Annotated in this window: 20 protein-coding genes and 2 tRNA genes; 11 read left to right on the forward strand and 11 right to left on the reverse strand. The window is 68.2% G+C overall.

Annotated elements, in window-relative coordinates; all coding sequences use genetic code 11:
• Positions 1-5: 5 nt before the first annotated feature.
• The 4 genes from WDJ57_RS04850 to WDJ57_RS04865 form a co-directional block, all read right to left on the reverse strand.
• Entirely contained in the window at positions 6-494 is a 489-nt protein-coding gene (locus WDJ57_RS04850) for a hypothetical protein (protein ID WP_338904402.1), read from the reverse strand.
• The gene (locus WDJ57_RS04855) at positions 491-1,438 is read right to left on the reverse strand and encodes a hypothetical protein (protein WP_338904403.1); all 948 of its coding nucleotides are present in this window, start codon (positions 1,436-1,438) and stop codon (positions 491-493) included. Before WDJ57_RS04855 ends, WDJ57_RS04850 begins: the two co-directional genes overlap by 4 nt.
• Positions 1,438-1,776, reverse strand: coding sequence for a hypothetical protein (locus tag WDJ57_RS04860; protein ID WP_338904405.1), 339 nt, complete (start codon positions 1,774-1,776; stop codon positions 1,438-1,440). Before WDJ57_RS04860 ends, WDJ57_RS04855 begins: the two co-directional genes overlap by 1 nt.
• A 186-nt stretch (positions 1,777-1,962) precedes the next feature.
• Positions 1,963-2,037, reverse strand: a tRNA-Val gene (locus tag WDJ57_RS04865).
• Positions 2,038-2,197: 160 nt separating this feature from the next.
• On the opposite strand from WDJ57_RS04865, the gene trpD reads away from it, so the two are divergent.
• The 4 genes from trpD to trpG all read left to right on the forward strand — a co-directional run bounded on the left by trpD (position 2,198) and on the right by trpG (position 6,193).
• The gene (gene trpD, locus WDJ57_RS04870) at positions 2,198-3,199 is read left to right on the forward strand and encodes an anthranilate phosphoribosyltransferase (RefSeq protein ID WP_338904407.1); all 1,002 of its coding nucleotides are present in this window, start codon (positions 2,198-2,200) and stop codon (positions 3,197-3,199) included.
• Positions 3,196-3,837: a phosphoribosylanthranilate isomerase gene (locus WDJ57_RS04875; RefSeq protein WP_338904409.1), complete on the forward strand. Its 642-nt coding sequence runs from the start codon at positions 3,196-3,198 to the stop codon at positions 3,835-3,837. Before trpD ends, WDJ57_RS04875 begins: the two co-directional genes overlap by 4 nt.
• Complete coding sequence (trpE, locus tag WDJ57_RS04880) at positions 3,834-5,525, forward strand: anthranilate synthase component I (protein ID WP_338904411.1); 1,692 nt, start codon at positions 3,834-3,836, stop codon at positions 5,523-5,525. The genes WDJ57_RS04875 and trpE overlap by 4 nt, the downstream gene beginning before the upstream one ends.
• A gap of 77 nt (positions 5,526-5,602) precedes the next feature.
• Positions 5,603-6,193 (forward strand): anthranilate synthase component II, encoded by a 591-nt coding sequence (trpG, locus tag WDJ57_RS04885; RefSeq protein WP_338906251.1) that lies wholly within the window; start codon positions 5,603-5,605, stop codon positions 6,191-6,193.
• Positions 6,194-6,201: 8 nt separating this feature from the next.
• Here the strand turns inward: trpG and WDJ57_RS04890 are convergent, their stop codons facing one another.
• Positions 6,202-6,399 (reverse strand): hypothetical protein, encoded by a 198-nt coding sequence (locus WDJ57_RS04890; protein ID WP_338904412.1) that lies wholly within the window; start codon positions 6,397-6,399, stop codon positions 6,202-6,204.
• 371 nt (positions 6,400-6,770) lie between these two features.
• Here WDJ57_RS04890 and WDJ57_RS04895 point away from each other — a divergent pair, with 371 nt between their 5' ends.
• The 4 genes from WDJ57_RS04895 to WDJ57_RS04910 are packed head-to-tail and all read left to right on the forward strand — an operon-like array spanning position 6,771 to position 12,577.
• The gene (locus WDJ57_RS04895) at positions 6,771-9,962 is read left to right on the forward strand and encodes an adenosylcobalamin-dependent ribonucleoside-diphosphate reductase (protein ID WP_338904413.1); all 3,192 of its coding nucleotides are present in this window, start codon (positions 6,771-6,773) and stop codon (positions 9,960-9,962) included.
• Positions 9,963-9,969: 7 nt separating this feature from the next.
• Complete coding sequence (locus tag WDJ57_RS04900) at positions 9,970-10,638, forward strand: rhomboid family intramembrane serine protease (RefSeq protein WP_338904415.1); 669 nt, start codon at positions 9,970-9,972, stop codon at positions 10,636-10,638.
• The gene (locus WDJ57_RS04905) at positions 10,635-10,754 is read left to right on the forward strand and encodes an HVO_2523 family zinc finger protein (protein WP_338904417.1); all 120 of its coding nucleotides are present in this window, start codon (positions 10,635-10,637) and stop codon (positions 10,752-10,754) included. Before WDJ57_RS04900 ends, WDJ57_RS04905 begins: the two co-directional genes overlap by 4 nt.
• 53 nt (positions 10,755-10,807) lie before the next feature.
• Positions 10,808-12,577 carry a PAS domain S-box protein gene (locus tag WDJ57_RS04910; protein ID WP_338904419.1) on the forward strand — a complete coding sequence of 590 codons (1,770 nt, stop codon included), beginning with the start codon at positions 10,808-10,810 and terminating at the stop codon, positions 12,575-12,577.
• Here WDJ57_RS04910 and WDJ57_RS04915 read toward each other — a convergent pair.
• Positions 12,574-13,230: a TVP38/TMEM64 family protein gene (locus WDJ57_RS04915; protein ID WP_338904420.1), complete on the reverse strand. Its 657-nt coding sequence runs from the start codon at positions 13,228-13,230 to the stop codon at positions 12,574-12,576. The two genes, WDJ57_RS04910 and WDJ57_RS04915, sit on opposite strands and share 4 nt — an antisense overlap.
• 59 nt (positions 13,231-13,289) lie before the next feature.
• On the opposite strand from WDJ57_RS04915, the gene WDJ57_RS04920 reads away from it, so the two are divergent.
• Entirely contained in the window at positions 13,290-13,643 is a 354-nt protein-coding gene (locus WDJ57_RS04920; protein ID WP_338904421.1) for a DUF5830 family protein, read from the forward strand.
• A 5-nt stretch (positions 13,644-13,648) separates the two neighbouring features.
• Here WDJ57_RS04920 and WDJ57_RS04925 read toward each other — a convergent pair whose 3' ends face one another.
• Positions 13,649-14,746, reverse strand: coding sequence for a DUF7115 domain-containing protein (locus WDJ57_RS04925; RefSeq protein WP_338904422.1), 1,098 nt, complete (start codon positions 14,744-14,746; stop codon positions 13,649-13,651).
• 149 nt (positions 14,747-14,895) lie between these two features.
• Between WDJ57_RS04925 and WDJ57_RS04930 the strand changes: the two genes are divergently transcribed.
• Positions 14,896-15,192 (forward strand): MTH865 family protein, encoded by a 297-nt coding sequence (locus WDJ57_RS04930; RefSeq protein WP_338904423.1) that lies wholly within the window; start codon positions 14,896-14,898, stop codon positions 15,190-15,192.
• 60 nt (positions 15,193-15,252) lie between these two features.
• Here the strand turns inward: WDJ57_RS04930 and purL are convergent, their stop codons facing one another.
• Entirely contained in the window at positions 15,253-17,397 is a 2,145-nt protein-coding gene (purL, locus tag WDJ57_RS04935) for a phosphoribosylformylglycinamidine synthase subunit PurL (RefSeq protein WP_338904424.1), read from the reverse strand.
• A 152-nt stretch (positions 17,398-17,549) separates the two neighbouring features.
• Here purL and WDJ57_RS04940 point away from each other — a divergent pair, with 152 nt between their 5' ends.
• Positions 17,550-17,837: a YgaP family membrane protein gene (locus tag WDJ57_RS04940; protein WP_338906252.1), complete on the forward strand. Its 288-nt coding sequence runs from the start codon at positions 17,550-17,552 to the stop codon at positions 17,835-17,837.
• A gap of 102 nt (positions 17,838-17,939) precedes the next feature.
• On the opposite strand, the gene WDJ57_RS04945 is transcribed toward WDJ57_RS04940, so the two are convergent.
• The 3 genes from WDJ57_RS04945 to WDJ57_RS04955 all read right to left on the reverse strand — a co-directional run bounded on the left by WDJ57_RS04945 (position 17,940) and on the right by WDJ57_RS04955 (position 19,130).
• Positions 17,940-18,209: a hypothetical protein gene (locus tag WDJ57_RS04945; protein ID WP_338904426.1), complete on the reverse strand. Its 270-nt coding sequence runs from the start codon at positions 18,207-18,209 to the stop codon at positions 17,940-17,942.
• Between the two features lie 98 nt (positions 18,210-18,307).
• A tRNA-Glu gene (locus WDJ57_RS04950) sits at positions 18,308-18,382 on the reverse strand.
• Between the two features lie 148 nt (positions 18,383-18,530).
• The gene (locus WDJ57_RS04955) at positions 18,531-19,130 is read right to left on the reverse strand and encodes a class I SAM-dependent methyltransferase (protein ID WP_338904429.1); all 600 of its coding nucleotides are present in this window, start codon (positions 19,128-19,130) and stop codon (positions 18,531-18,533) included.
• Positions 19,131-19,214 lie beyond the last annotated feature (84 nt).

Raw genomic sequence — 19,214 nt, forward strand, 5'->3', positions numbered from 1 at the left:
GCCGGTCACCCCCGACCGACGAGTTCGGGCCAGGGCAATTGCGCCACTTCCTGCTCGTGGCGGTCGACCTCGTACCAGCTATCGCGCAGGTGTTCTTCCAGGAGGGTCGCTGGGACGATCACCATCTCGACGAGGCGCTTCGCGTCCTCGTGCTCCTCGTAGACAGCCAGCAGGAACACGCCGCTCTCGGAGACCATTGCGTCGAGCTGGTCGACGGGAATCAGCCACCGCCCAGGCCGGTTTCCGCGCGCGCCGTTGCTGACGTGGCGCTTGCAGGCCTTGATCTCGACTAGCGTGTCGGCGTCGACCAGCGGGATGCCGCCAAAGGACACAGTTGGGGCGGTCCGCGGGCCGATCACGTCCGTCGCGACGGCGTCGTAGAACGCCTCGGCGTTGCCCGCGGCCTGTAGGCCGTCGACGGCGTCTATGACGAGTGCCTCGACGTCCTCGCCGATGGCTTTCGGCTCTGCGAGGGGATCTCGCGAGCGACTCACGCCTGGTCACCTCCGTGGTCGTCAACGTCAGGTCCGATATACCGCTCTGGAACTGGAACCCATCGAGCCTTCCCGTCGCGAAACTTGACTTTCAGACCGGCCATGCTGTCGTTGAACCCGGGAGCGTTCCGGCCTGCACAGTTGGACGGGAAGGTCAGATTGCAGTCCTGACACTCCCATCCGAAACATTCTGGAACGATTCCCGGAAGCGGTTTGCCGCCGCTCTTCGAGTGCCCGACATAGCGTCCGCAATCGGGACACGTGGGCTTGTACTCGTCATGCTCCAACTGTGCCACTTCCCGCACGTCGGGGTTGCGTGAGAGTGCAACCTGGCCGCCATCGGTCTTCAGCCGCTCGTCGTCTCGGGACACGCGACCGTCAGCAAGCGCGTCCTCGAAGCACGAAGAGCACAACAACTCCCGACCACCATCGCACACCTGAATCGCTCGCAAGGCTTCTTCGCGGTTGGAGACGCCGCAATCCTCGCATCGAGCAGTCTCATCAACTGGTAGTCCGCCATCAGCGACCAGACGTGCTTCCGGATCCTCGTCGAGGACCTCGCGCTCGTACTCGAAGGCGAAGTCCAACCGATCGCGCCAGAGGTCGACGAGATGTCGGCGCTCGCAGGTCCGCAACTCGTCCAGGTCGACACCCGGCGATGGCACGTACGACCGGGGCCAGCCCGTGCCGTCGACCAGCCCCTTCGGCACGTAGCCCTCCCCATCTGGATTCGCGACCGCGGGTCCAACCGTCTCGACGACGTTCGCGCTGACGAGGTGACCGTAGCGGACGCGGATGATGCGCCCCTCCTTGATCTCACAGCTGACGGCCAGACAGCGCGGCCCTCGCTTCGAAGGGTCCTCCGCGGCTGGGTGGTCGAGCCAGCTCTCTGGGAGTGGCTTGTACGCGTGATCATCTCGCTCAACGGGCCACTCACTCGGCATCAGACGTCACCTCCCGCGACCGGGTCGAGCCCGATATCTTCCGGTCCGAAGTCCTCAGCGGCGAGCTGGGCGGCCAGCGACGACTGTCTGATGGGTGGGTCGTAGGTCGGGTCGCCGTGGTCGGCGTCGATGTGAACCACGCGGCCCGAGCGGGAGTCTGCGGTCACCAACTGCGACAGCGGCGCGTCGATATCCCCAGTAGTCTCGCACTCGGGGAAGCAGTAGCGGCAGGGACCACGCTGGTCAAGATCGGTATCTTTCGCCGCGCGCCAGTCGTCGTGGTTGTCGATCGTCTCGTGACACGCGGGGAGCGGGCCGCCGACGATCATGGGCGGCACACCCCCTCAGCGCGCGCTGGACACTGCGGTTGGTCGTCTGGATCGAACGACTCACCACAGTACAAACAGCGGGGGTTCGGTAAGGAATCGGGGTCGAACTGCCGCTGTTGCTTAGACACAGCGGCTCACCCCCGCGATTTGAGAAGTGACTTCCGGATGTTGTTGCCGGAATCCCTTAAGGTAGGATGGGTTCGGGCAGATTTGAACTGCCGGCCTCCTCCATGTCAAGGAGGTGTCATAACCAGCCTAGACCACGAACCCTCGCTGGTGCGATTGCATCCTTCGGTTATCCGCAGGGATAATTGAAGGTTTCGAATTCCCATCCCGCTCGCGTCACGCGGATTGCAGCGGGAGGCGACAGCGTTAAGTTGGTGTACGATTGTGTTCATTGTAACGCACAATCGTACATTGGTGATTCAGAATGGAAGACTACATCGAACGCGTCACGGAGGGGGAGGACCTGACACAGGGAGAGGCACGCGCCGCGGCCACCGCCGTCTTCGAGGACGCCACGGAGGCACAGATCGGCGCGTTACTGGCCGCGCTCCGGTCGAAAGGGGAGACCGAGACCGAGATCGCCGGCTTCGCGGAGGGGATGCGCGACGCCGCCCGGACCATCGCACCCGAACGGGAGACACTCGTGGACACCTGCGGGACCGGCGGCGACGACTACGACACCATCAACGTCTCGACGACCAGCGCCATCGTCGCCGCGGGCGCCGGCGTGCCCGTCGCCAAACACGGCAACTACTCGGTGTCCTCGTCGTCTGGCAGCGCCGACGTGCTAGAGGAAATCGGCGTGACCGTCGACGCGGAACCCGCCTCCGTGGAGTCACACATCGAGGACGCGGGCATCGGCTTCATGCTCGCGCCCGTCTTCCACCCGGCGATGAAGGCCGTCATCGGCCCGCGGAAGGAACTGGGAATGCGGACCATCTTCAACGTCCTCGGCCCCCTGACCAACCCCGCCGGCGCGAACGCGCAGGTCGTCGGCGTCTACGACCCGGACCTCGTTCCCGTGCTCGCCCGCGCGCTGGCGCAGATGGACGTCGAGCGCGCGATGGTCGTCCACGGCTCCGGCCTGGACGAAATCGCCATCCACGGCGAGACGGCCGTGGCGGAGGTCGACGGCGACGAGATTACCGAATACACGTTCACGCCGGCCGACCTCGGACTGGCGCAGGCCGACATCGCCGCCGTCGCGGGCGGACAGCCCGACGAGAACGCGGCGGACATGCGCGCCATCGTCACCGGCGAGGAGACCGGCGCGAAGCGGGACATCATCCTCGCGAACGCTGGCGCGGCAATCTACATCGCGGGCGCGGCGGACTCGCTGGAAGACGGCGTCGCACGGGCCGCGGAAGCCATCGACTCGGGCGCTGCCGAGGCGAAACTGGACCAGCTCAGGAACATCGGCGCATGACGCGGGTGAAGCTCTGTGGCGTCACGAACGAGGCGGACCGTGACGCGGCCGTCGACGCCGGCGCGGACGCGGTGGGATTCATCGTCGACGTGCCGGTCGACACGCCGCGGGAGGTCACCGTCGACCGGGCGGCGGAACTGGTGGCGGGCCTGCCGCCCTTCGTCTCCAGCGTGCTCGTGACGATGCCCAAGTCGGTGCAGGCGGCGATGGCGCTCCAGCGCGAGGTCCGGGCCGACACCATCCAGGTCCACGGGACGCTGCCGCCCGAATACGTGGGTGGATTGCGCTCCCGGGCCCGCGTGACGGTCGTCGCCGCCGTCGGCCCGGACGAGGCAGTCGAGTACGCCGACCACGCGGACGCCGTCCTCGTCGACTCCGTGGACGACGCGGGCGGCGGCGGGACCGGCGAGACCCACGACTGGGAGCGAACCCGTGAGGTCGTCGACTCAGTCGACGTGCCGGTCGTCCTCGCCGGGGGACTGACCCCGGACAACGTCGCCGATGCCGTCGAGACGGTCGGCCCCTACGCCGTCGACACCGCCAGCGGCGTCGAGCGCGAGGGCGGCGTGAAAGACCACGACGCGATGGAACAGTTCGTCGCGCGGGCGCGGGCCGCGGGAGCGGGGGAGGCCGCATGACGCCGACGCTCGACCACGGCCGCGACGAGTTCGTCGACCTGGCCGAGGGCGACCGCCCGGCGGTCGTCCGAACGGCGGTGGAACTGGACGCCGACGTGGAACCGCTGGCGGCCTACGCCGCGGTGACCGGGCGGACCGGCGACGCCGACGCCGGCGAGTACGCCTTCCTGCTGGAGAGCGCGGAGAAGGTCGCCTCCAGCGACCCCGACGGCGCGTTCGCACCCAGCGGCGACGACCGTCACGCCCGCTTCTCCTTCGTCGGCTACGACCCCGAAGCGGTCGTCACGGTCGACGACGGCGGCGAGACCACAGAGGTCGAGATTCTGAACGACCGCTACGAGGGGCTGGTCGAACCCAACGGCGGGGACACGCTAGACAGCCTGCGGGCGACGCTGCCCGACGTGGCGCTGCGCGGGTTCCCCGACAGCGAACGTCAGCACCTCGAAGGCGGACTCGTGGGCTTTCTCTCCTACGACGCGGTCTACGACCTCTGGCTGGAGGAGGTGGGTCTGGAGGCACCCGACTCCCGCTACCCCGACGCGCAGTTCGTCCTGACGACGAAGACGCTGGCGTTCGACCACGCGGAGGACAGCCTCTCGCTGGTGTTCACGCCGGTCGTCAGGCCCGGCGAAGACGCCGGCGAGCGCTACGACGCACTACAGGAGGAGGCCGAGCGCGTCGCCGACCTGCTCGACAGTGCCCGGACGCCCGACACCGGCGGCTTCCGGCGCGAACGCGAGGTCGCCGGCCCGCAGGAGGACTACGAGGAGGCAGTCGAGCGCGCGAAGGAGTCCGTCTACAGCGGCGACATCTACCAGGGCGTCATCTCGCGGACACGGGAACTGTACGGCGAGGTCGACCCGCTGGGTTTCTACGAGGCGCTGCGGGCGGTCAACCCCTCGCCGTACATGTACCTGCTCGGGTACGACGACCTGACCATCGTCGGTGCCAGCCCGGAGACGCTGGTGTCGGTGAACAACCGCCACGTCGTCTCGAACCCCATCGCCGGCACGTGCCCGCGCGGGTCCAGCCCCGTCGAGGACCGCCGCCTGGCCGGCGAGATGCTGGCCGACGGGAAAGAACGCGCCGAGCACACGATGCTGGTCGACCTGGCGCGCAACGACGTGCGCCGGGTCGCAGAGGCCGGCAGCGTCCGCGTTGAGGAGTTCATGAACGTGCTGAAGTACAGCCACGTCCAGCACATCGAGTCCACGGTGACCGGGACGCTGGCCACGGAGTACGATGCCTTCGACGCCGTGCGCGCCGCGTTCCCGGCCGGGACGCTCTCGGGTGCCCCGAAGATTCGCGCGATGGAGATAATCGACGACCTGGAACTGTCGCCCCGGGGACCCTACGGCGGCGGCGTCGGCTACGTCTCCTGGCAGGACGACGCCGACTTCGCCATCGTCATCCGCTCGGCGACCATTGAGGAGCTACGCTCCTCAGAACGAGCGAGCGGGGAGCAAAGCGACCCGCGAGCAGTGGAGCAGCTATCGGACGACGAACGCCAGTCGCCGACCGAACGCCAGCGAATCACCGTCCAGGCAGGCGCAGGCATCGTCGCCGACAGCGACCCGACCGCGGAGTACGAGGAGACCGAGAAGAAGATGGACGGCGTGCTGACGGCGCTGGAGCGAATCGAGGGCGAGCCACCAGGGACCGCCCGGGCCGAGGAGGTGTCCCGATGAGCAGCAGCGACGGCAACGAGGCGTCGGTCGGGACCGACCAGCCCGACAGCGTCACCCAGTCCGGCGACGAGCCGTCGATGCCCGCCGACCGGCCGCGCGTGCTCTTTATCGACAACTTCGACTCCTTCACCTACAACCTCGTGGAGTACGTCAGCGAGTACGCCGAGACCGAGGTGGTGCGCAACACCGCGTCGCTGGAGGAAGTCCGCGCGGTCGACCCCGACGCCATCGTCATCTCGCCGGGACCCGGCCATCCGGAGAACGAGCGCGACGTGGGCGTCACGACCGACGTGCTGCGGGAAGTCAGCCCCGAGGTGCCGACGCTGGGGGTCTGCCTGGGTCTGGAGGCGGCCGTCCACGCCTACGGCGGTACCGTCGGACGCGCCCCCGAACCCATCCACGGCAAGGCGTTCCCGATGGACCACGACGGCGCGGGCGTCTACGCGGGACTCGACCAGGGCTTCCAGGCCGGGCGCTATCACTCGCTCATCGCGACGGCGGTGCCCGAGGAGTTCGACGTCACCGCGACCACCGAAGTCGACGGCGAGGACCTCGTGATGGGCATTCGCCACCGGGAATACCCCATCGAGTGCGTGCAGTTCCACCCCGAGTCGGTTCTCACGGCGGTGGGCCACGACGTCATCAGGAACTTCCTGTCGGGCGTGTAGCGGGCCTCTCAGGCCAGCCCCAGCACGCCGAGAACCCACAGTAGCGTCACGACGACGAGCGCGATGAGGACCAGCCGCCAGGCGATGGCGAGCACGACCCGCCCGACCACGATGACCAGCGCGAGCAGGAGGAGCCCGACCAGCAACGCCGGCGGCGATGCGAGTTCGCCGAGCTGGAGAACTGTCAGAGCAGGGGACACAGGCATAGTGAACGTGACAGCCGGAGAAGGCATAAGCCTCCTGGCCCGCTATCTCCAGTCGAAACCCCCTTCGATTTCGACTGGGATTTCGCCCGCCATCTCGTGAATCATGCCCGACCCATTTCACTTTCACTCCGGTCTACCGAGCATTAAGAGGGTCCGCGCCCTGCTTTTGCTCCGTAGGAAATACACCGCGAGTCAGCTGTCTCGCGGCGAAATAAACAGGACAGTGACATCTGTATCGCACGACCGAAATCCGGATACCCAAACCGTTATCTGGGGCCGAGCCGAACACGACTTTCGTTACAAATGAGAGGAATGGGGCCACGCCAGCGGCGGTGTATCGCCACACGAGTACCGGTCAGAGGTGAGCGCGCATGAGCAGCGAGCGCGACGCCGACGACCTCACCCTGCCCATCAAACGCACCGAGGGGGACACCCTCGAAGACCGACTGACGGGTAACGCGTATCACAACATCCTTCCCGCTCGCTACCTCCGCAAGGACGCGAACGGCGACCTCGTCGAGCAACAGGAGGAGCTGTTCGAGCGCGTCGCGAAGAACATCGCCCTCGCCGAGGCGGTCTTCGAGGCGCGGACCGAGAACGTCGACGTCTCGGTGACGCCAGACCAGCTCAAGCCCGACCACCCCCGCCGGGACGAACTCGCCGAGGAGGTCTTCGGGAAGGGCGTCTCCGCCGACGACGACGTCTCGACGGCGCTCACCGAGTACAACGTCAACAAGTTCGCCTACGAGACGATAGTGCCCGAACTCCCGGCAGACGTCCGCGAGCACGTCGAGCAGACGGCCGCGGAGTTCCAGGACGCGATGGAGCGGCTCTCCTTCATGCCGAACTCGCCGACGCTGATGAACGCCGGCGACGAACTCCAGCAACTGTCTGCCTGCTTCGTCGACTCCCCCGACGACGACATCGACGACATCCACCAGACAGCGAAGGAGGCCGCACAGGTCTTCCAGAGCGGCGGCGGCATGGGCTATGCCTTCTGGCGGCTCCGCCCGTACGGCGACCCCGTCGGCTCCACCGGCGGCATCGCCTCCGGGCCCATCACGTTCATGCGCACGTACGACCAGATGTGCGAGACCATCGCCCAGGGCGGCGCGCGCCGCGGCGCACAGATGGGCGTCATGCGCGTCTCCCACCCGGACGTCATCCAGTTCATCCACGCCAAGAACAAGGACGTCTCGCTGGCACACACCCTGCGCCTGAACGACCCCGACGACTACACCCACAACTCCTTCGCCGAGGCCCTGGAGGAGGCCCGCGAACTCATCGACGACGAAGGGAAGGTTCCCAAGCACCTCCGCAACGCCGTCGAGGGCCACCTCTCGAATTTCAACATCTCCGTCGGCATCACCGACGACTTCATGGAGGCGGTCAAGAACGACGAGGACTTTACCTTCACGAACCCCCGCACCGGCGAACCCCACGTCGCCACCCCGCAGACGGAGGAGCTCTACGAAATGTTCGACCTCGGCGAACACGTCGAGGCCGGCGAGGTGCTCTCGGTGCCCGCCAACCTCGTCTGGGAGCGCATCGTCCAGGGCGCCCACGAGAACGGCGAACCGGGCGTCATCTACCTCGAGCGCGTCAACAAACAGCACTCCTTCGACGTCGAGGAACACCCCGACCACCGCATCCTCGCGACCAACCCCTGCGGCGAGCAGCCGCTCGAAGAGTACGAGGCCTGCAACCTCGGCCACATCAATCTCTCGACGCTGGCCGCCGAGGGCGCGCCGGACTGGCGGGTCTGGTCGGCGAACAACGCCGACGACTTCGGTTCGCTGGAGGACGCCATCACCGCCTTCCTCGAGGAGGCCATCGACTGGGAGGAGTTCGACCGCCGCATCGAACTCGGCACACGGTTCCTGGAGAACGTCGTCACGATGTCCGACTTCCCGGTACCGGAAATCGAGCGGAAGGTCCGCGAGATGCGGAAAATCGGCCTGGGCATCATGGGTCTGGCACAGTTGTACATCCAGCTGGGCATGGAGTACGGCTCCGACGAGGCCAACGAGACGGCCCGCCAGGTCATGACCCACATCAACCACCACTCGAAGTGGACGAGCCACGAACTCGCCGAGGAGCGCGGCAGCTTCGACGAGTGGACCAACTCGAAGTACGCCGACCCGACGGCGTACCGCGACTGGTTCGAGAAACAGACCGGGCGCGACGCCGACAACTGGGCCGACGGCTTCGCCATCCGCAACCACAACACGACCACCATCGCTCCCACGGGCACGACGTCGATGGTCGGCAACACCACCGGCGGCTGTGAGCCCATCTACAACGTCGCCTACTACAAGAACGTCTCCGACGACGTGCAGGGCGACGAGATGCTCGTCGAGTTCGACGACTACTTCCTGCGCACCCTGGAGGACAACGGCATCGACGTCGATGCCGTCAAGGAGGAGGCCCAGGAGCAGATGGCGAACAACCAGTTCAACGGCGTGGAGGGCCTGACGACGGTGCCCGACGCCATCGGCGAGCTGTTCGTCACGACCGGCGACCTCTCGGCGAAGGAACACGCCGGCGTCCAGACCGCCTGCCAGGAGGGCGTCGACTCCGCCATCTCGAAGACGGTCAACGCGCCCAACGACTCCACCACCGAGGACGCGAAGGAGGTCTTCGAGTGGGTCTACGACCACGGCGGCAAGGGCGTCACCTACTACCGCGACGGCACCCGCTCGAAGCAGGTGCTGACGACGCGGGCGGACAACACCGAGTTCGCCGACGAGAGCGAGGCCGCGGAGGCGCTGGTCGAGCAAATCGAGGAGGTCTTCGGCGGCATCGAGGCCTTCGTCGAGAGCGAGGAGGTCCAGGCGGTACTCGACCAGCAGGTCTCCGAGATTCTCGGCACGGTCGACGGCGACCGGCCGGAGTTCGCCACCAAGCAGACCCGCCCCGACGTGCTCCACGGCGTGACCCAGCGCATCGACACCGGCTACGGGAAACTGTACGTCAACATCAACGAGGACCCCGAGGCCGACCGGCCGTTCGAACTGTTCGCCAACATCGGCAACTCCGGCGGCTTCACGGCCTCCTTTACCGAGGCGCTGGCCAAGACCATCTCGACGGCGCTGCGCGCCGGCGTGGACCCGAACGAGATCGCCGAGGAACTGCAGGGCATCCGGTCGCCGAAGGTCGCCTGGGACAAGGGCGAGCAGATTCAGTCCATCCCGGACGCCATCGGCACCGCGATGCGGCGCTACCTCGAAGGCGACGTCGAGCGGGCCTACCCGCAACAGCAGACGCTGGAGGAGACGGCAGACGAAGTCGACGAGGGCGAGGACGACCGCAGGGAGTCCTCGGGCAAGACGAGCGGCGGAGCCGCGAGTGAGGGCGACCAGCAGGCCGAACTCGGCGCGGCCGGCCCCGAGACCGACGGCGGCCCCGCGGCGGCCCAGGGTCAATCGGCGACGACGGAGGGCGACCAGCAGGCACTCATCGACGCCGGCGAGAACCCCGAGTGTCCGGAGTGTGGCTCGCTGTCGCTGTACTACTCCGAGGGCTGCAAGACCTGCGAGGCCTGCGGCTGGTCGGAGTGCTGAGGAGGGAATGACGGCCACCGAGGACACCCCGCTTCGCGCCGGGTTCCGGTGGCTGGCAAGCAAGCGTGTGACGCTCGGAGTCGTCTCGCTGTTGCTCGCTGTCTTCGGTTTCGAACTGCTCGTCTGGCTAGCCTACGGCGTCGAGGGCTGGCAGTACTTTTTCCTCGCGAACCTCGACCCGACGCCCGGCTGGGTGATGGCCCCCTTCGCCCACCGGAACCCGTCGCATCTGCTGACGACGCTCGTGGTCATCGTCGTCTACGGCGGCCTCGTCGAGACCGTGCTGCCCGACCACAGGTTCCTCGCCTTCTACGTGTTCGCCGGCTACGCGAGCACGCTCGCCCAGCTCGCGGCCTACCTCGGCGGCGCGCCGGGACTCGGGACGCTCGGGGCCAGCGGCGCGGCGCTTGGGCTCGTGGCGCTGTACGTCGTCCGGATGGGCGGCAGGGCAATCTGGGCTCCGGCGACGGTGACGGTCGTCGACGGCGTGTTCACCGGGTCGGGCCTCGTCATCGTGGCGACGGTGCTGGCGAACGACTTCGTCCCCGGCGTCGTGTTCGCCAGCGGGACCGCGCCGCTCGGACACGTCGGCGGTCTGCTGGCGGGCGTCGCCGGTGGGGTCGCGGTCCTCCTGGCGGAACGCAAAAGTAGTCCCGACCCCTCGCTGGGGACATGAGCGAACCGGGCGGGCGGCCGTGTCCACAGTGCGAGACGCCGATGGTCCACCGTCACTGCAAGTACGTCTGTCCGAACCACGGCGTCGTCTTCGACTGCGCCGACACGTTCTACTGAGCGGGCTGGAACCGCCCGATTATTTTTAACCGAGTGCGAGAATAGTTCGACTGATGATAATGGGGGCGGGCGCGGAGGTTCGCATACTGTACGTAGACGCCGGTCCGGACCGTGCGACAGCGGTCGCGGCGTCGCTGGAAGACGAGCGCGAACGGTTCTCGGTCGAGACCGCGACCGGCGCGGACGAGGCCCTCGACGCCCTCGCGACGGCCGACGTGGACTGCGTCGTCAGCGAGTACGACATCCCGGGAACGGACGGAGTGACCCTGCTGGAGCGGGTTCGCGAGGAGTACCCCGACCTGCCGTTCGTGCTGTTCACCGGCGAAGGGTCGGAGGCAGTCGCCAGCGAGGCCATCTCCCGCGGCGTGAGCGAGTACCTCCGAAAAGAGCGGGTGAACGGCGACTACGACGTCCTGGCCGACCGCATCGAGGCAGAGGTCAGCGCGGAGCGGCCGGCAGCCCCGGCGGCGGAGACCGACCGGATGCTGGCGACGCTCATCGGGAACCTCCCGGGGATGGTCTACCGGTGTCGCAACGAGCGCGGGTGGCCGATGGAGTACGTCAGCCAGGGGTGCGAGGCGCTGACCGGCTACACTGCCGAGGAACTGGAGAGCGGCGCGGTCGAGTGGGGCGAGGAGATACTGCACCCAAAGGACCGCGACGGGATGTGGACGGAGGTGCAGGACGCCGTCGACCGCGGCGACCCCTTCGAGGTGACGTACCGAATCAGGACGGCCGAGGGGGACGTGCGGTGGTGCTGGGAGCGGGGCAGCGGCGTCTTCGAGGACGGCGACCTCGTCGCACTGGAGGGGTTCATCACGGACATCACCGAGAAGCGCCGGCACGAACAGGAACTGGAGCGCTACGAGACCATCATCGAGGCGGTCAGCGACCCGGTCTACGTCGTCGACGACGAGGGCTGTTTCGCGTTCATCAACGACGCAATCGAGGACCTCGCCGGACACGCCCCGTCGGACATAGAGGGCGAGCACGTCTCGGTCCTGCTCGACGAGGACGACGTCGAGACCGGCGAGCGCCACATCCGCGACCTCATAGAGAGTTCCGAGCGGCGGGCCGCGAAGTTCGAGGTCACCGTCGAGACCGTCGACGGCGACGCCATCCCCTGCGAGTTGCACATCGCCCTCCTCCCGACGGCGGACGGCGAGTTCCGCGGGACCGCGGGCATCCTGCGGGACATCGAGGCGCGCAAGGAACGCGAGAAGCGCCTCGAAGAGTTCGCCAGCGTCGTCTCCCACGACCTCCGCGGCCCGCTGGACGTGATTCTCGGCCGGGCGACGCTGGCACGGGAGACCGGCGACGTGGAACACGTCGCGGCAATCGAGGACGCGGCCGAACGGATGGACGTGCTCATCGAGGACCTGCTCACGCTGGCCCGCCAGGGCGACACCGTCGGGGCGCTGGAGACGACCGACCTGGAGCCGGTTGTGCGCCGGGCCTGGGCCTCCGTGGACGCGCCCGCGGCGACGCTGGACAGCTGGGTCACGCTCTCGCTGCAGGCCGACCCCGACCGGCTCCAGGAACTGCTGGAGAACCTGCTTCGCAACGCCGTCACCCACGGCGGCGACGAGGTGACGATTACCGTCGGACGGCTCGACGACGACCGGGGCTTCTTCGTCGCCGACGACGGCCCGGGCATCGAGGAGGGCCACCGCGACCAGATTTTCGAGCACGGCTACACGACCATCGCAGACGGGACGGGGTTCGGCCTCTCCATCGTTGAGCGCATCGCGCGGGCGCACGGCTGGGACGTCGAGGCCTGCGAGAGCGAGGCCGGCGGCGCTCGCTTCGAGGTCCGCATCTAGTCGACCAGCGGGTCCCCGCGGAGGCGCGTGTACAGCGGCCCCGCGAGCACGATGACGCCGAGACTGGCGATGAGCACGACAGCAGCGGGGCTGAGCGAGAAGCCGGTCACCGAGAGCGTCCGCATCGAGTCGCCGGCCAGCACCGTCACCAGCGCCCACGGTATCTCGCCGACGACGGTGCCGAGCAGGAAGGCCCCGACCGACACCTCAGAGAGGCCGGCGGCGTAGGAGATGGGGTCGCCGGGGACCGGGGAGAGCCGCGCCGCGAGCACGCCGCGGGTCTCGCCGATGGAGTCGGCGACGCGGCGGCCGGACTGACCGATAGAGCCGAACAGCCCGACGTCGCTGCTGGCGTAGCGGGCGACGGCGAACGGCGGCAGCCCCGTCAGCGCGGCCCCGGCGAGCGCGAGCGGGAGCGCGACGACGGGGCCGTAGACGTAGCCCAGCACGATTGCCACAGAGCTGACCGGCCACAGCAGGAACGGGCGGACGAGGTAGACGACGGCGAGCGCGAGCGCGAACTGCAGCGGGTGCGTGGCCAGGTGCTCCAGTTGTGCGACGACGGCACCGGGGGAGAACAGCGCGGCTGCACCGGCGGCGAGACCCCCGAGGCCCGCCATCCCGAGCAACTGGCGACGCGTTGCGCGCTCCATCTAACAGACAACCCGTATGGAGCCGGCAAACCCTTTGTGGTCGTCGCCGAAGCCCTGGTGTGGACGAGACGGTCGAACTCGGCGTGGAACTGCTCGAACACCTCGAAGACGAGCAACTGTCGCTGAGCGACGCCATCGACCGCATCGAGACCGTCACGACCGACCCGCACGTGACACGGGAAATCCTCGACACGGCGGAACTCCGCGGCGTCATCGAGCGCGAGGATGGCATCGTCCGGCCGACCGGCGGTGCCTACGTCAGTTTCCGGAGCGAGGTCGTCCAGCGCGAGGGGGAGTTCACCTGCCGGCGCTGCGGGGCCAGTATCTCGACGGGCCACTTCGTCCAGTTCGACGCCGGCGAGCACGGGCCCTTCGGCTCCTCGTGTATCAGGAAGGTCACCGGCCGGGAGTAGCAGAGCTACCGCCCGCGGCGCAGTTCGTCGATGAGCTGTTCGATGCGCTCGTCGTGGGTCTCGATGCTCGCGTCGTGCTTTTCGAGGAGTTCGTTCTGGCGTCTGACCACCTTCGTCAGTGCCGCGAGTTGCTCCTGGATGGCCTCGATGTCGGCCGGGTCTATCGACGGGTCCGTGCTGGCTGCCGACGACCGGGTTGGCTCCGGGGAGGTCTCGTCCGTCGCCGGGGTCTCGGGTTCCCGCGTCGCCTCATGGGAGCGGTCAGAGGTGGTCGACGGTGCGCGCTGGCGGTCGCCGGCCGCCGAGGACCGGGTCGCCTCTGTCTGCGAATCCGCGGCGTCGCCCGGTTCCCCGGACGCGCCCGCGTCGTCACCGACGAGCGGGGAGATGCCCTCCTCCAGCCCGAAGTCGCCCGACGCCGACGAGGGGGAATCGGTCTCGCCGTCGTCGGCCGTCGGCTCCTCCTCGGGTGCGAGCGTCTGCTGAAGTTCGTCGAGCGAGGACACGTCGTGGTAGGTACACAGCGTCTGGACGAGCGTCTGCTCGACCTCCGGTGCCTGGTCGTTCGGTGCCTTGATGCGCTGTGGACGGCCCCCCACCGTGAGGACGATTTGCGTGGCGACGCTGCCCTCCTCGAAGTCGAGGCCGGTCACGTCGTCGTAGTCGTACACCTCGAAGTCGGGGTCCCAGACCGTCGAGCCGATGTGCTTGACGAGCCGCGACTCCGCGACGACGAGCGTGAGTTCGCTGAACTGGTAGACGCCGGTGAGGGACTCGTCCGGGCCGATGACGCCGTCGATGCGGAGGACGGCCTGCAACAGCAGCGTCAAAAGCGAGTCGGCGCGGCTGGCCGGGACGGTGAACGTGTCCGTCCCGTCGACATACTCGAAGAGGAACTTCGTCTTGCGACGCCCCTCGGAGATGTCGAAGCGTTCGAGGTCAAGCGAGTAGGTGCTGACGGACTCGTCACTGAGCAGGCCCTCCCCGCGGTAGACGAGCGCTCGCGACGGCGTCACGCAGACGACGTCCTCGTCGCCGAGGCTGACGCTCGCCTCGATGGCCTCGTCCCCGAGATGCTCTCTGACGAGGTGCGGAATCTCCATGCCCGGTTGTTCCCCTGTGAAACTATAAAACCGTGGGCTGGCCGGGCACCGCCGGAGAGAACGTCAGACGACCGACATCGTAGTTCTCCAGCTATCAAACGTCGTAACTCGAAACGCCAGTATATTATCCCGCGGCCGGTAGTGGGCGTATGACCACGACAGAGAGCGAACCGGGAGATGACCCGGAGCGCACGGAGGCCGAACGGGAACTCCGGACGCAGTTCGAGGCCGTCTTCGGGGAAGCGGCGTTCCCGCTGACCGACCCGTTCGACCTCATCCCGCTTCTCCCCGACGGCCCGGAGACGACGTTCGAGGCCGACGGCGTGACCATCGAGGCCATCGAACTCGGCCTGACCTACGGCAAGTACCAGCGCTATCCGTACGACTCCGTGGAGCGCCTGGTCGACGACATCATCGACGGCCTCAGAGCCGAAGGCGAACTGTAGCCGGCGACGGAAGAAGTCTCGTTCAGCGGTCCGGCCACTCGCAAGCGTCCCCGGCAGCTCTCACTCTAGCTCGCGCTCGATGACCGACCGGAGGTCCCGAATCGCTGCGGCGTCGAGTTCGACGTCCTCGTCACCGACCGACAGCGAGAGCGTCCCCGAGTCGTCGGCCGACCCGATTTCGGCGACCGGCGCGACGCCGTCGAACGCCGCGCGCACGGCCTCGGGGTCGGTCGTCTCGACGACGGCGCGGCCGGCCTGCTCGTGGAACAGGAGGGCCGCGCTGTCGAGTTCGACGTCGGCACCCGCGTCGTCGTGGACCATCTCCGCGAGCGTCACCGCGAGGCCGCCGTGGCTCGCGTCGTGGGTGGCCAGCGTCGAGTCGAAGTCCGCGACCTCGGCCAGCGTCTCGACGAGCCCGGCGGGGTCGTCGGGCAGTTCCGGGAAGGCGTCGCTGCCGCCGTGGCTGGCGAGGTACTGCGACCCGCCCAGGCGGGCGTCGGCCTCGCCGGAAAGCGGCAGGTCGCCGACGACGAGTAGCGTCCCCTCGCCGGCCAGGTCGAGCGGCGGCGCGTCGTAGCCCTCCTTCGTGCCGACGAGCGCGAGCGTCGGCGTCGGCGGAATCGGGCCCGACGGGGAGTCGTTGTACAGCGAGACGTTCCCGCCGACGACCGGCGTCGACAGCGTCTCGCACATGTCGGCGAGGCCGTCGACGATGCCCGTGAAGCCGCCGTAGACGTCCGGCTTCTCCGGGTTCCCACCGTTGAGACAGTCGACGGCCGCAAGCGGCGTCGCTCCCTTCGCGGCGACGTTGGTCGCGTTCTCCAGCGCGACGGCGCGCGCGCCCTCGTACGGTGCTGCCTCCGTCCAGTTGGGGTCCGCGCCGGCGGAGTAGGCCAGCCCCGTGCCGGCTTCCCTGACAGCCAGAATCGCGGCGTCGTCGCCGGGCCGGCGCGCGGTCCGCACCTGCACCTCGTGGTCGTACTGGCGGTAGACCCACCGCTTCGAGGCGGTGTTGGGGTGGCCGACGACCGTCTCGACTGCCTCCGCGAGGTCGACGTCGGGCAGGTCACGCTCCGGTTGGCTCGGCTCCTCGGCGGGCAGGTCGTTCATCGGCGCGCCCTCGCCGAGGAAGTAGGCGTCCACGTCGACGACGGTCTCGCCCTCGAACTCGCAGACGTAGTTTCCCTCGGTAATCTCGCCGATGACCGAGCAACCGAGGTCGTAGCGCTCGGCGATTTCCTCGACGCGCTCGACGTTCTCCGGTCGCACCTCGTAGGCCATCCGCTCCTGGGACTCGGCGAGGAGAATCTCCAGGGCGTTCATGTTGGGCTCGCGCTGGTGGACCTTCTCCAGGTCGATGCGTGCGCCCAGGCCGCCCTTGGCGACCATCTCGGAGGTCGCACCGCCGAGGCCGGCCGCGCCGAGGTCACGCGCGGACTCGACCAGTCCCTCGTCGACGAGCGCCTCGTTGGCCTCGATGAGCAGTTTCTCGGTGTAGGGGTCGCCGACCTGGACGGCCGGGCGGTCCTCCGTCTCCGCGTCCTCCGAGAGGTCCTCGCTGGCGAAGGAGGCCCCGCCGAGGCCGTCCCGGCCGGTGGCGTTGCCGACGAGGACGAGTTTGTTCCCGGGTTCCTGTGCTTCCGCGGTGACGAGGCGGTCGGGGTCGTCGATGAGGCCGATGCAGGAGACGTTGACGAGCGGGTTGCCCTCGTAGTCGTCGTGGAAGGCGACGCTGCCGGCGACGGTGGGGACGCCGATGCAGTTGCCGTAGTGGCTGATGCCCTCGACGACGCCCTCGAAGAGGTAGCGGGAATGCTCGCGGTCGAAGTCGCCGAAGTAGAGGCTGTCCGCGAGCGCGATGGGGTAGGCACCCATCGACAGCGTGTCGCGGACGATGCCGCCGACGCCCGTCGCCGCGCCGTCGAAGGGGTCGACGTAGGAGGGGTGATTGTGGCTCTCGATACCCATCGTGATGTAGACGTCGTCCGCGTCGTCGTCCGTCGGCAGGGCGACGACGGCGGCGTCGTCGCCGGGGCCGACGACCACCTGGTCGCCCTCGCTGTCGAACGCCGACAGCAGCGGGCGCGAGGAGCGATAGGCGCAGTGCTCGCTCCAGAGGTTCTCGAAGAGCGCCGCCTCGGCAGGCGTCGGCTCGCGGTCGAGTTCCGCGACCACGAGGTCGCGGTCCGAATCGGCCAGGGTCATTACCGCCTCGTTGCCGCAGGCCGGCTAAATCCCTTTCCATGCGCAGACGCCCGCGGACCGGCGCGTACTGGTCGCAACCGGCACGAATCCGGCGACCAGACTGCATATGAGGTTTATGTCCGCACCCGCCCTCCCTCTAGGCGGTGTACTCAATGGAGAGAAACGTCGGTGGCTACGACCGCATCGCCCGCTTCGTCCTCGGCCCGCTGCTCGTCGTGCTGGTGGCGGCCGCCTTCGGCGGCTACGTGACCATCGCGTCGGGGCTGTTCGGGGCCGCTATCCTCTGGGCCGCCCTGCTGGTCGGGGCCGTCCTCATCGTCACGGCGACGACGCAGATATGCCCGCTCAACAGCATGCTCGGCATCAACACGTACCGCGGCCAGTCCGAGTCCGCCGGCTCCGACGCAGAAACGGAGGCCGGCGGGGAGCGGCCGACGTAGGGCCGTCGTCACGTCGGAGGCGGCCGGGCGTGACGGCCCGAAGAGTCTGTACGAAGTCCTTTTCACGACAGTCGCGGCAGACGGTGCGCGCGCCGGCGTCGCTCACTCCTCGTCGAATAGCTCCAGCGCGAGCCGTGCCCTTTCATCGTCGACGAGGCGGTCGAGCCCCGACTGCGGAACCACGAGCAGTCGCTCGGCGAGACGGGCGGCGAGGTCGCGGACGACGCGCTCCTCGCGGTCGCTCAGGTCCGTCCTGTCGCGGAGACGCCGTAACGCCCGCTCGCGCTCCGTTCGGCTGATTTGCGCTCCCCGCTCGCGAATGCGTCCCTTCGCGGCCGACACGTCCACGACACCCTCGTCTTCGGCGCTCACGAAAGCTACGTCCCGTGACCGCCCTCTTGTCTGTTTCGACACTGTCCAGCGGGACGACGGTCGAGAAAGGCGTCGCTCGGGGTCTGTGAACGGAAGGATGCTCGGTCAGGGATTTGAACCCTGGTCTTCGGCTCGAAAGGCCAAAATGATTGGCCGGACTACACCAACCGAGCGTATTCTGAGGTGTGGCCCTGCCAGTAATAAAGCCTGCCTTTCCGAGTCCGCGTTGCGAACCGCTGTCACGCGATTCCGCGTCATCGGAGCGACAGGAGAGGCGTGGCCGGGGTGCGGTCCGCGCTGTCGTATCGAGGCCGACGGGGGTCAGGACTCCCGGCGAAACCGGAGCGCGTAGTGGTACGGGGGCAACTCGACCAGTTCCGCCAGGGAGAACGCGGCGGCGTCCAGGACGGCCGACTCCGTCGCGCCGGGCGACAGCCGCAGTTCGGTCGGCGGACCGCGCGGTTCGCCCGTGACCGTCGTCTCCTCGCGCGGGCGGTCCTGCCAGTTGACGACGACGAACTGGCCGCCGGGCCGGAGCGCGCCGAAGGCCTCCCGGACGAATCCGGCCGTGTCCTCGATTCCGTGGAACGTGTTCGCGACGAGAACGGTGTCGACGGGCTCCGGGAGGTGCTCGGTCAGGTCCCGGGCGTCGCCCTGGATGGGCGAGACGTTCTCGATGCCCTGTTGCTCGGCGAGGGTGGCCAGTTCCGCCAGCAGCGACTCGTCGACGTCGAGTGCGTACACGGTCCCCGGGTCCGTGATTTGGGCCGCGGGGAGCGCGAAGTAGCCGTTGCCACAGGGCACTTCGGCGAGGGTGTCGCCGGGCGCGACACCGAGACGGCGGAGGGTCGCACCGGGCGTCGGCCAGACGCGGCCCCACCAGTCCCAGTCCGGCTGACCAGTGTTCTGGAATCGGTCCATGCCAGACACTCCGACGAGGTGGGGTAATAACACCTCGGGTGCAGGACCAGACCGCAACGGCGCGCAAAAATGGAGTGCGTAGCG

This window comes from Salinibaculum sp. SYNS191 (assembly GCF_037338445.1).
Taxonomy (GTDB): domain Archaea; phylum Halobacteriota; class Halobacteria; order Halobacteriales; family Haloarculaceae; genus Salinibaculum; species Salinibaculum marinum.

What these genes read in the sequence shown, in the direction of transcription:
- WDJ57_RS04855 (WP_338904403.1), bottom strand. Translation starts at nt 1,438, where the DNA reads ATGCCGAGTGAGTGGCCCGTTGAGCGAGATGATCACGCGTACAAGCCA.
- trpD (WP_338904407.1), top strand. Translation starts at nt 2,198, where the DNA reads ATGGAAGACTACATCGAACGCGTCACGGAGGGGGAGGACCTGACACAG.
- WDJ57_RS04875 (WP_338904409.1), top strand. Translation starts at nt 3,196, where the DNA reads ATGACGCGGGTGAAGCTCTGTGGCGTCACGAACGAGGCGGACCGTGAC.
- trpE (WP_338904411.1), top strand. Translation starts at nt 3,834, where the DNA reads ATGACGCCGACGCTCGACCACGGCCGCGACGAGTTCGTCGACCTGGCC.
- trpG (WP_338906251.1), top strand. Translation starts at nt 5,603, where the DNA reads ATGCCCGCCGACCGGCCGCGCGTGCTCTTTATCGACAACTTCGACTCC.
- WDJ57_RS04890 (WP_338904412.1), bottom strand. Translation starts at nt 6,399, where the DNA reads ATGCCTGTGTCCCCTGCTCTGACAGTTCTCCAGCTCGGCGAACTCGCA.
- WDJ57_RS04895 (WP_338904413.1), top strand. Translation starts at nt 6,771, where the DNA reads ATGAGCAGCGAGCGCGACGCCGACGACCTCACCCTGCCCATCAAACGC.
- WDJ57_RS04900 (WP_338904415.1), top strand. Translation starts at nt 9,970, where the DNA reads ATGACGGCCACCGAGGACACCCCGCTTCGCGCCGGGTTCCGGTGGCTG.
- WDJ57_RS04905 (WP_338904417.1), top strand. Translation starts at nt 10,635, where the DNA reads ATGAGCGAACCGGGCGGGCGGCCGTGTCCACAGTGCGAGACGCCGATG.
- WDJ57_RS04910 (WP_338904419.1), top strand. Translation starts at nt 10,808, where the DNA reads ATGATAATGGGGGCGGGCGCGGAGGTTCGCATACTGTACGTAGACGCC.
- WDJ57_RS04915 (WP_338904420.1), bottom strand. Translation starts at nt 13,230, where the DNA reads ATGGAGCGCGCAACGCGTCGCCAGTTGCTCGGGATGGCGGGCCTCGGG.
- WDJ57_RS04925 (WP_338904422.1), bottom strand. Translation starts at nt 14,746, where the DNA reads ATGGAGATTCCGCACCTCGTCAGAGAGCATCTCGGGGACGAGGCCATC.
- WDJ57_RS04930 (WP_338904423.1), top strand. Translation starts at nt 14,896, where the DNA reads ATGACCACGACAGAGAGCGAACCGGGAGATGACCCGGAGCGCACGGAG.
- purL (WP_338904424.1), bottom strand. Translation starts at nt 17,397, where the DNA reads ATGACCCTGGCCGATTCGGACCGCGACCTCGTGGTCGCGGAACTCGAC.
- WDJ57_RS04940 (WP_338906252.1), top strand. Translation starts at nt 17,550, where the DNA reads ATGGAGAGAAACGTCGGTGGCTACGACCGCATCGCCCGCTTCGTCCTC.
- WDJ57_RS04955 (WP_338904429.1), bottom strand. Translation starts at nt 19,130, where the DNA reads ATGGACCGATTCCAGAACACTGGTCAGCCGGACTGGGACTGGTGGGGC.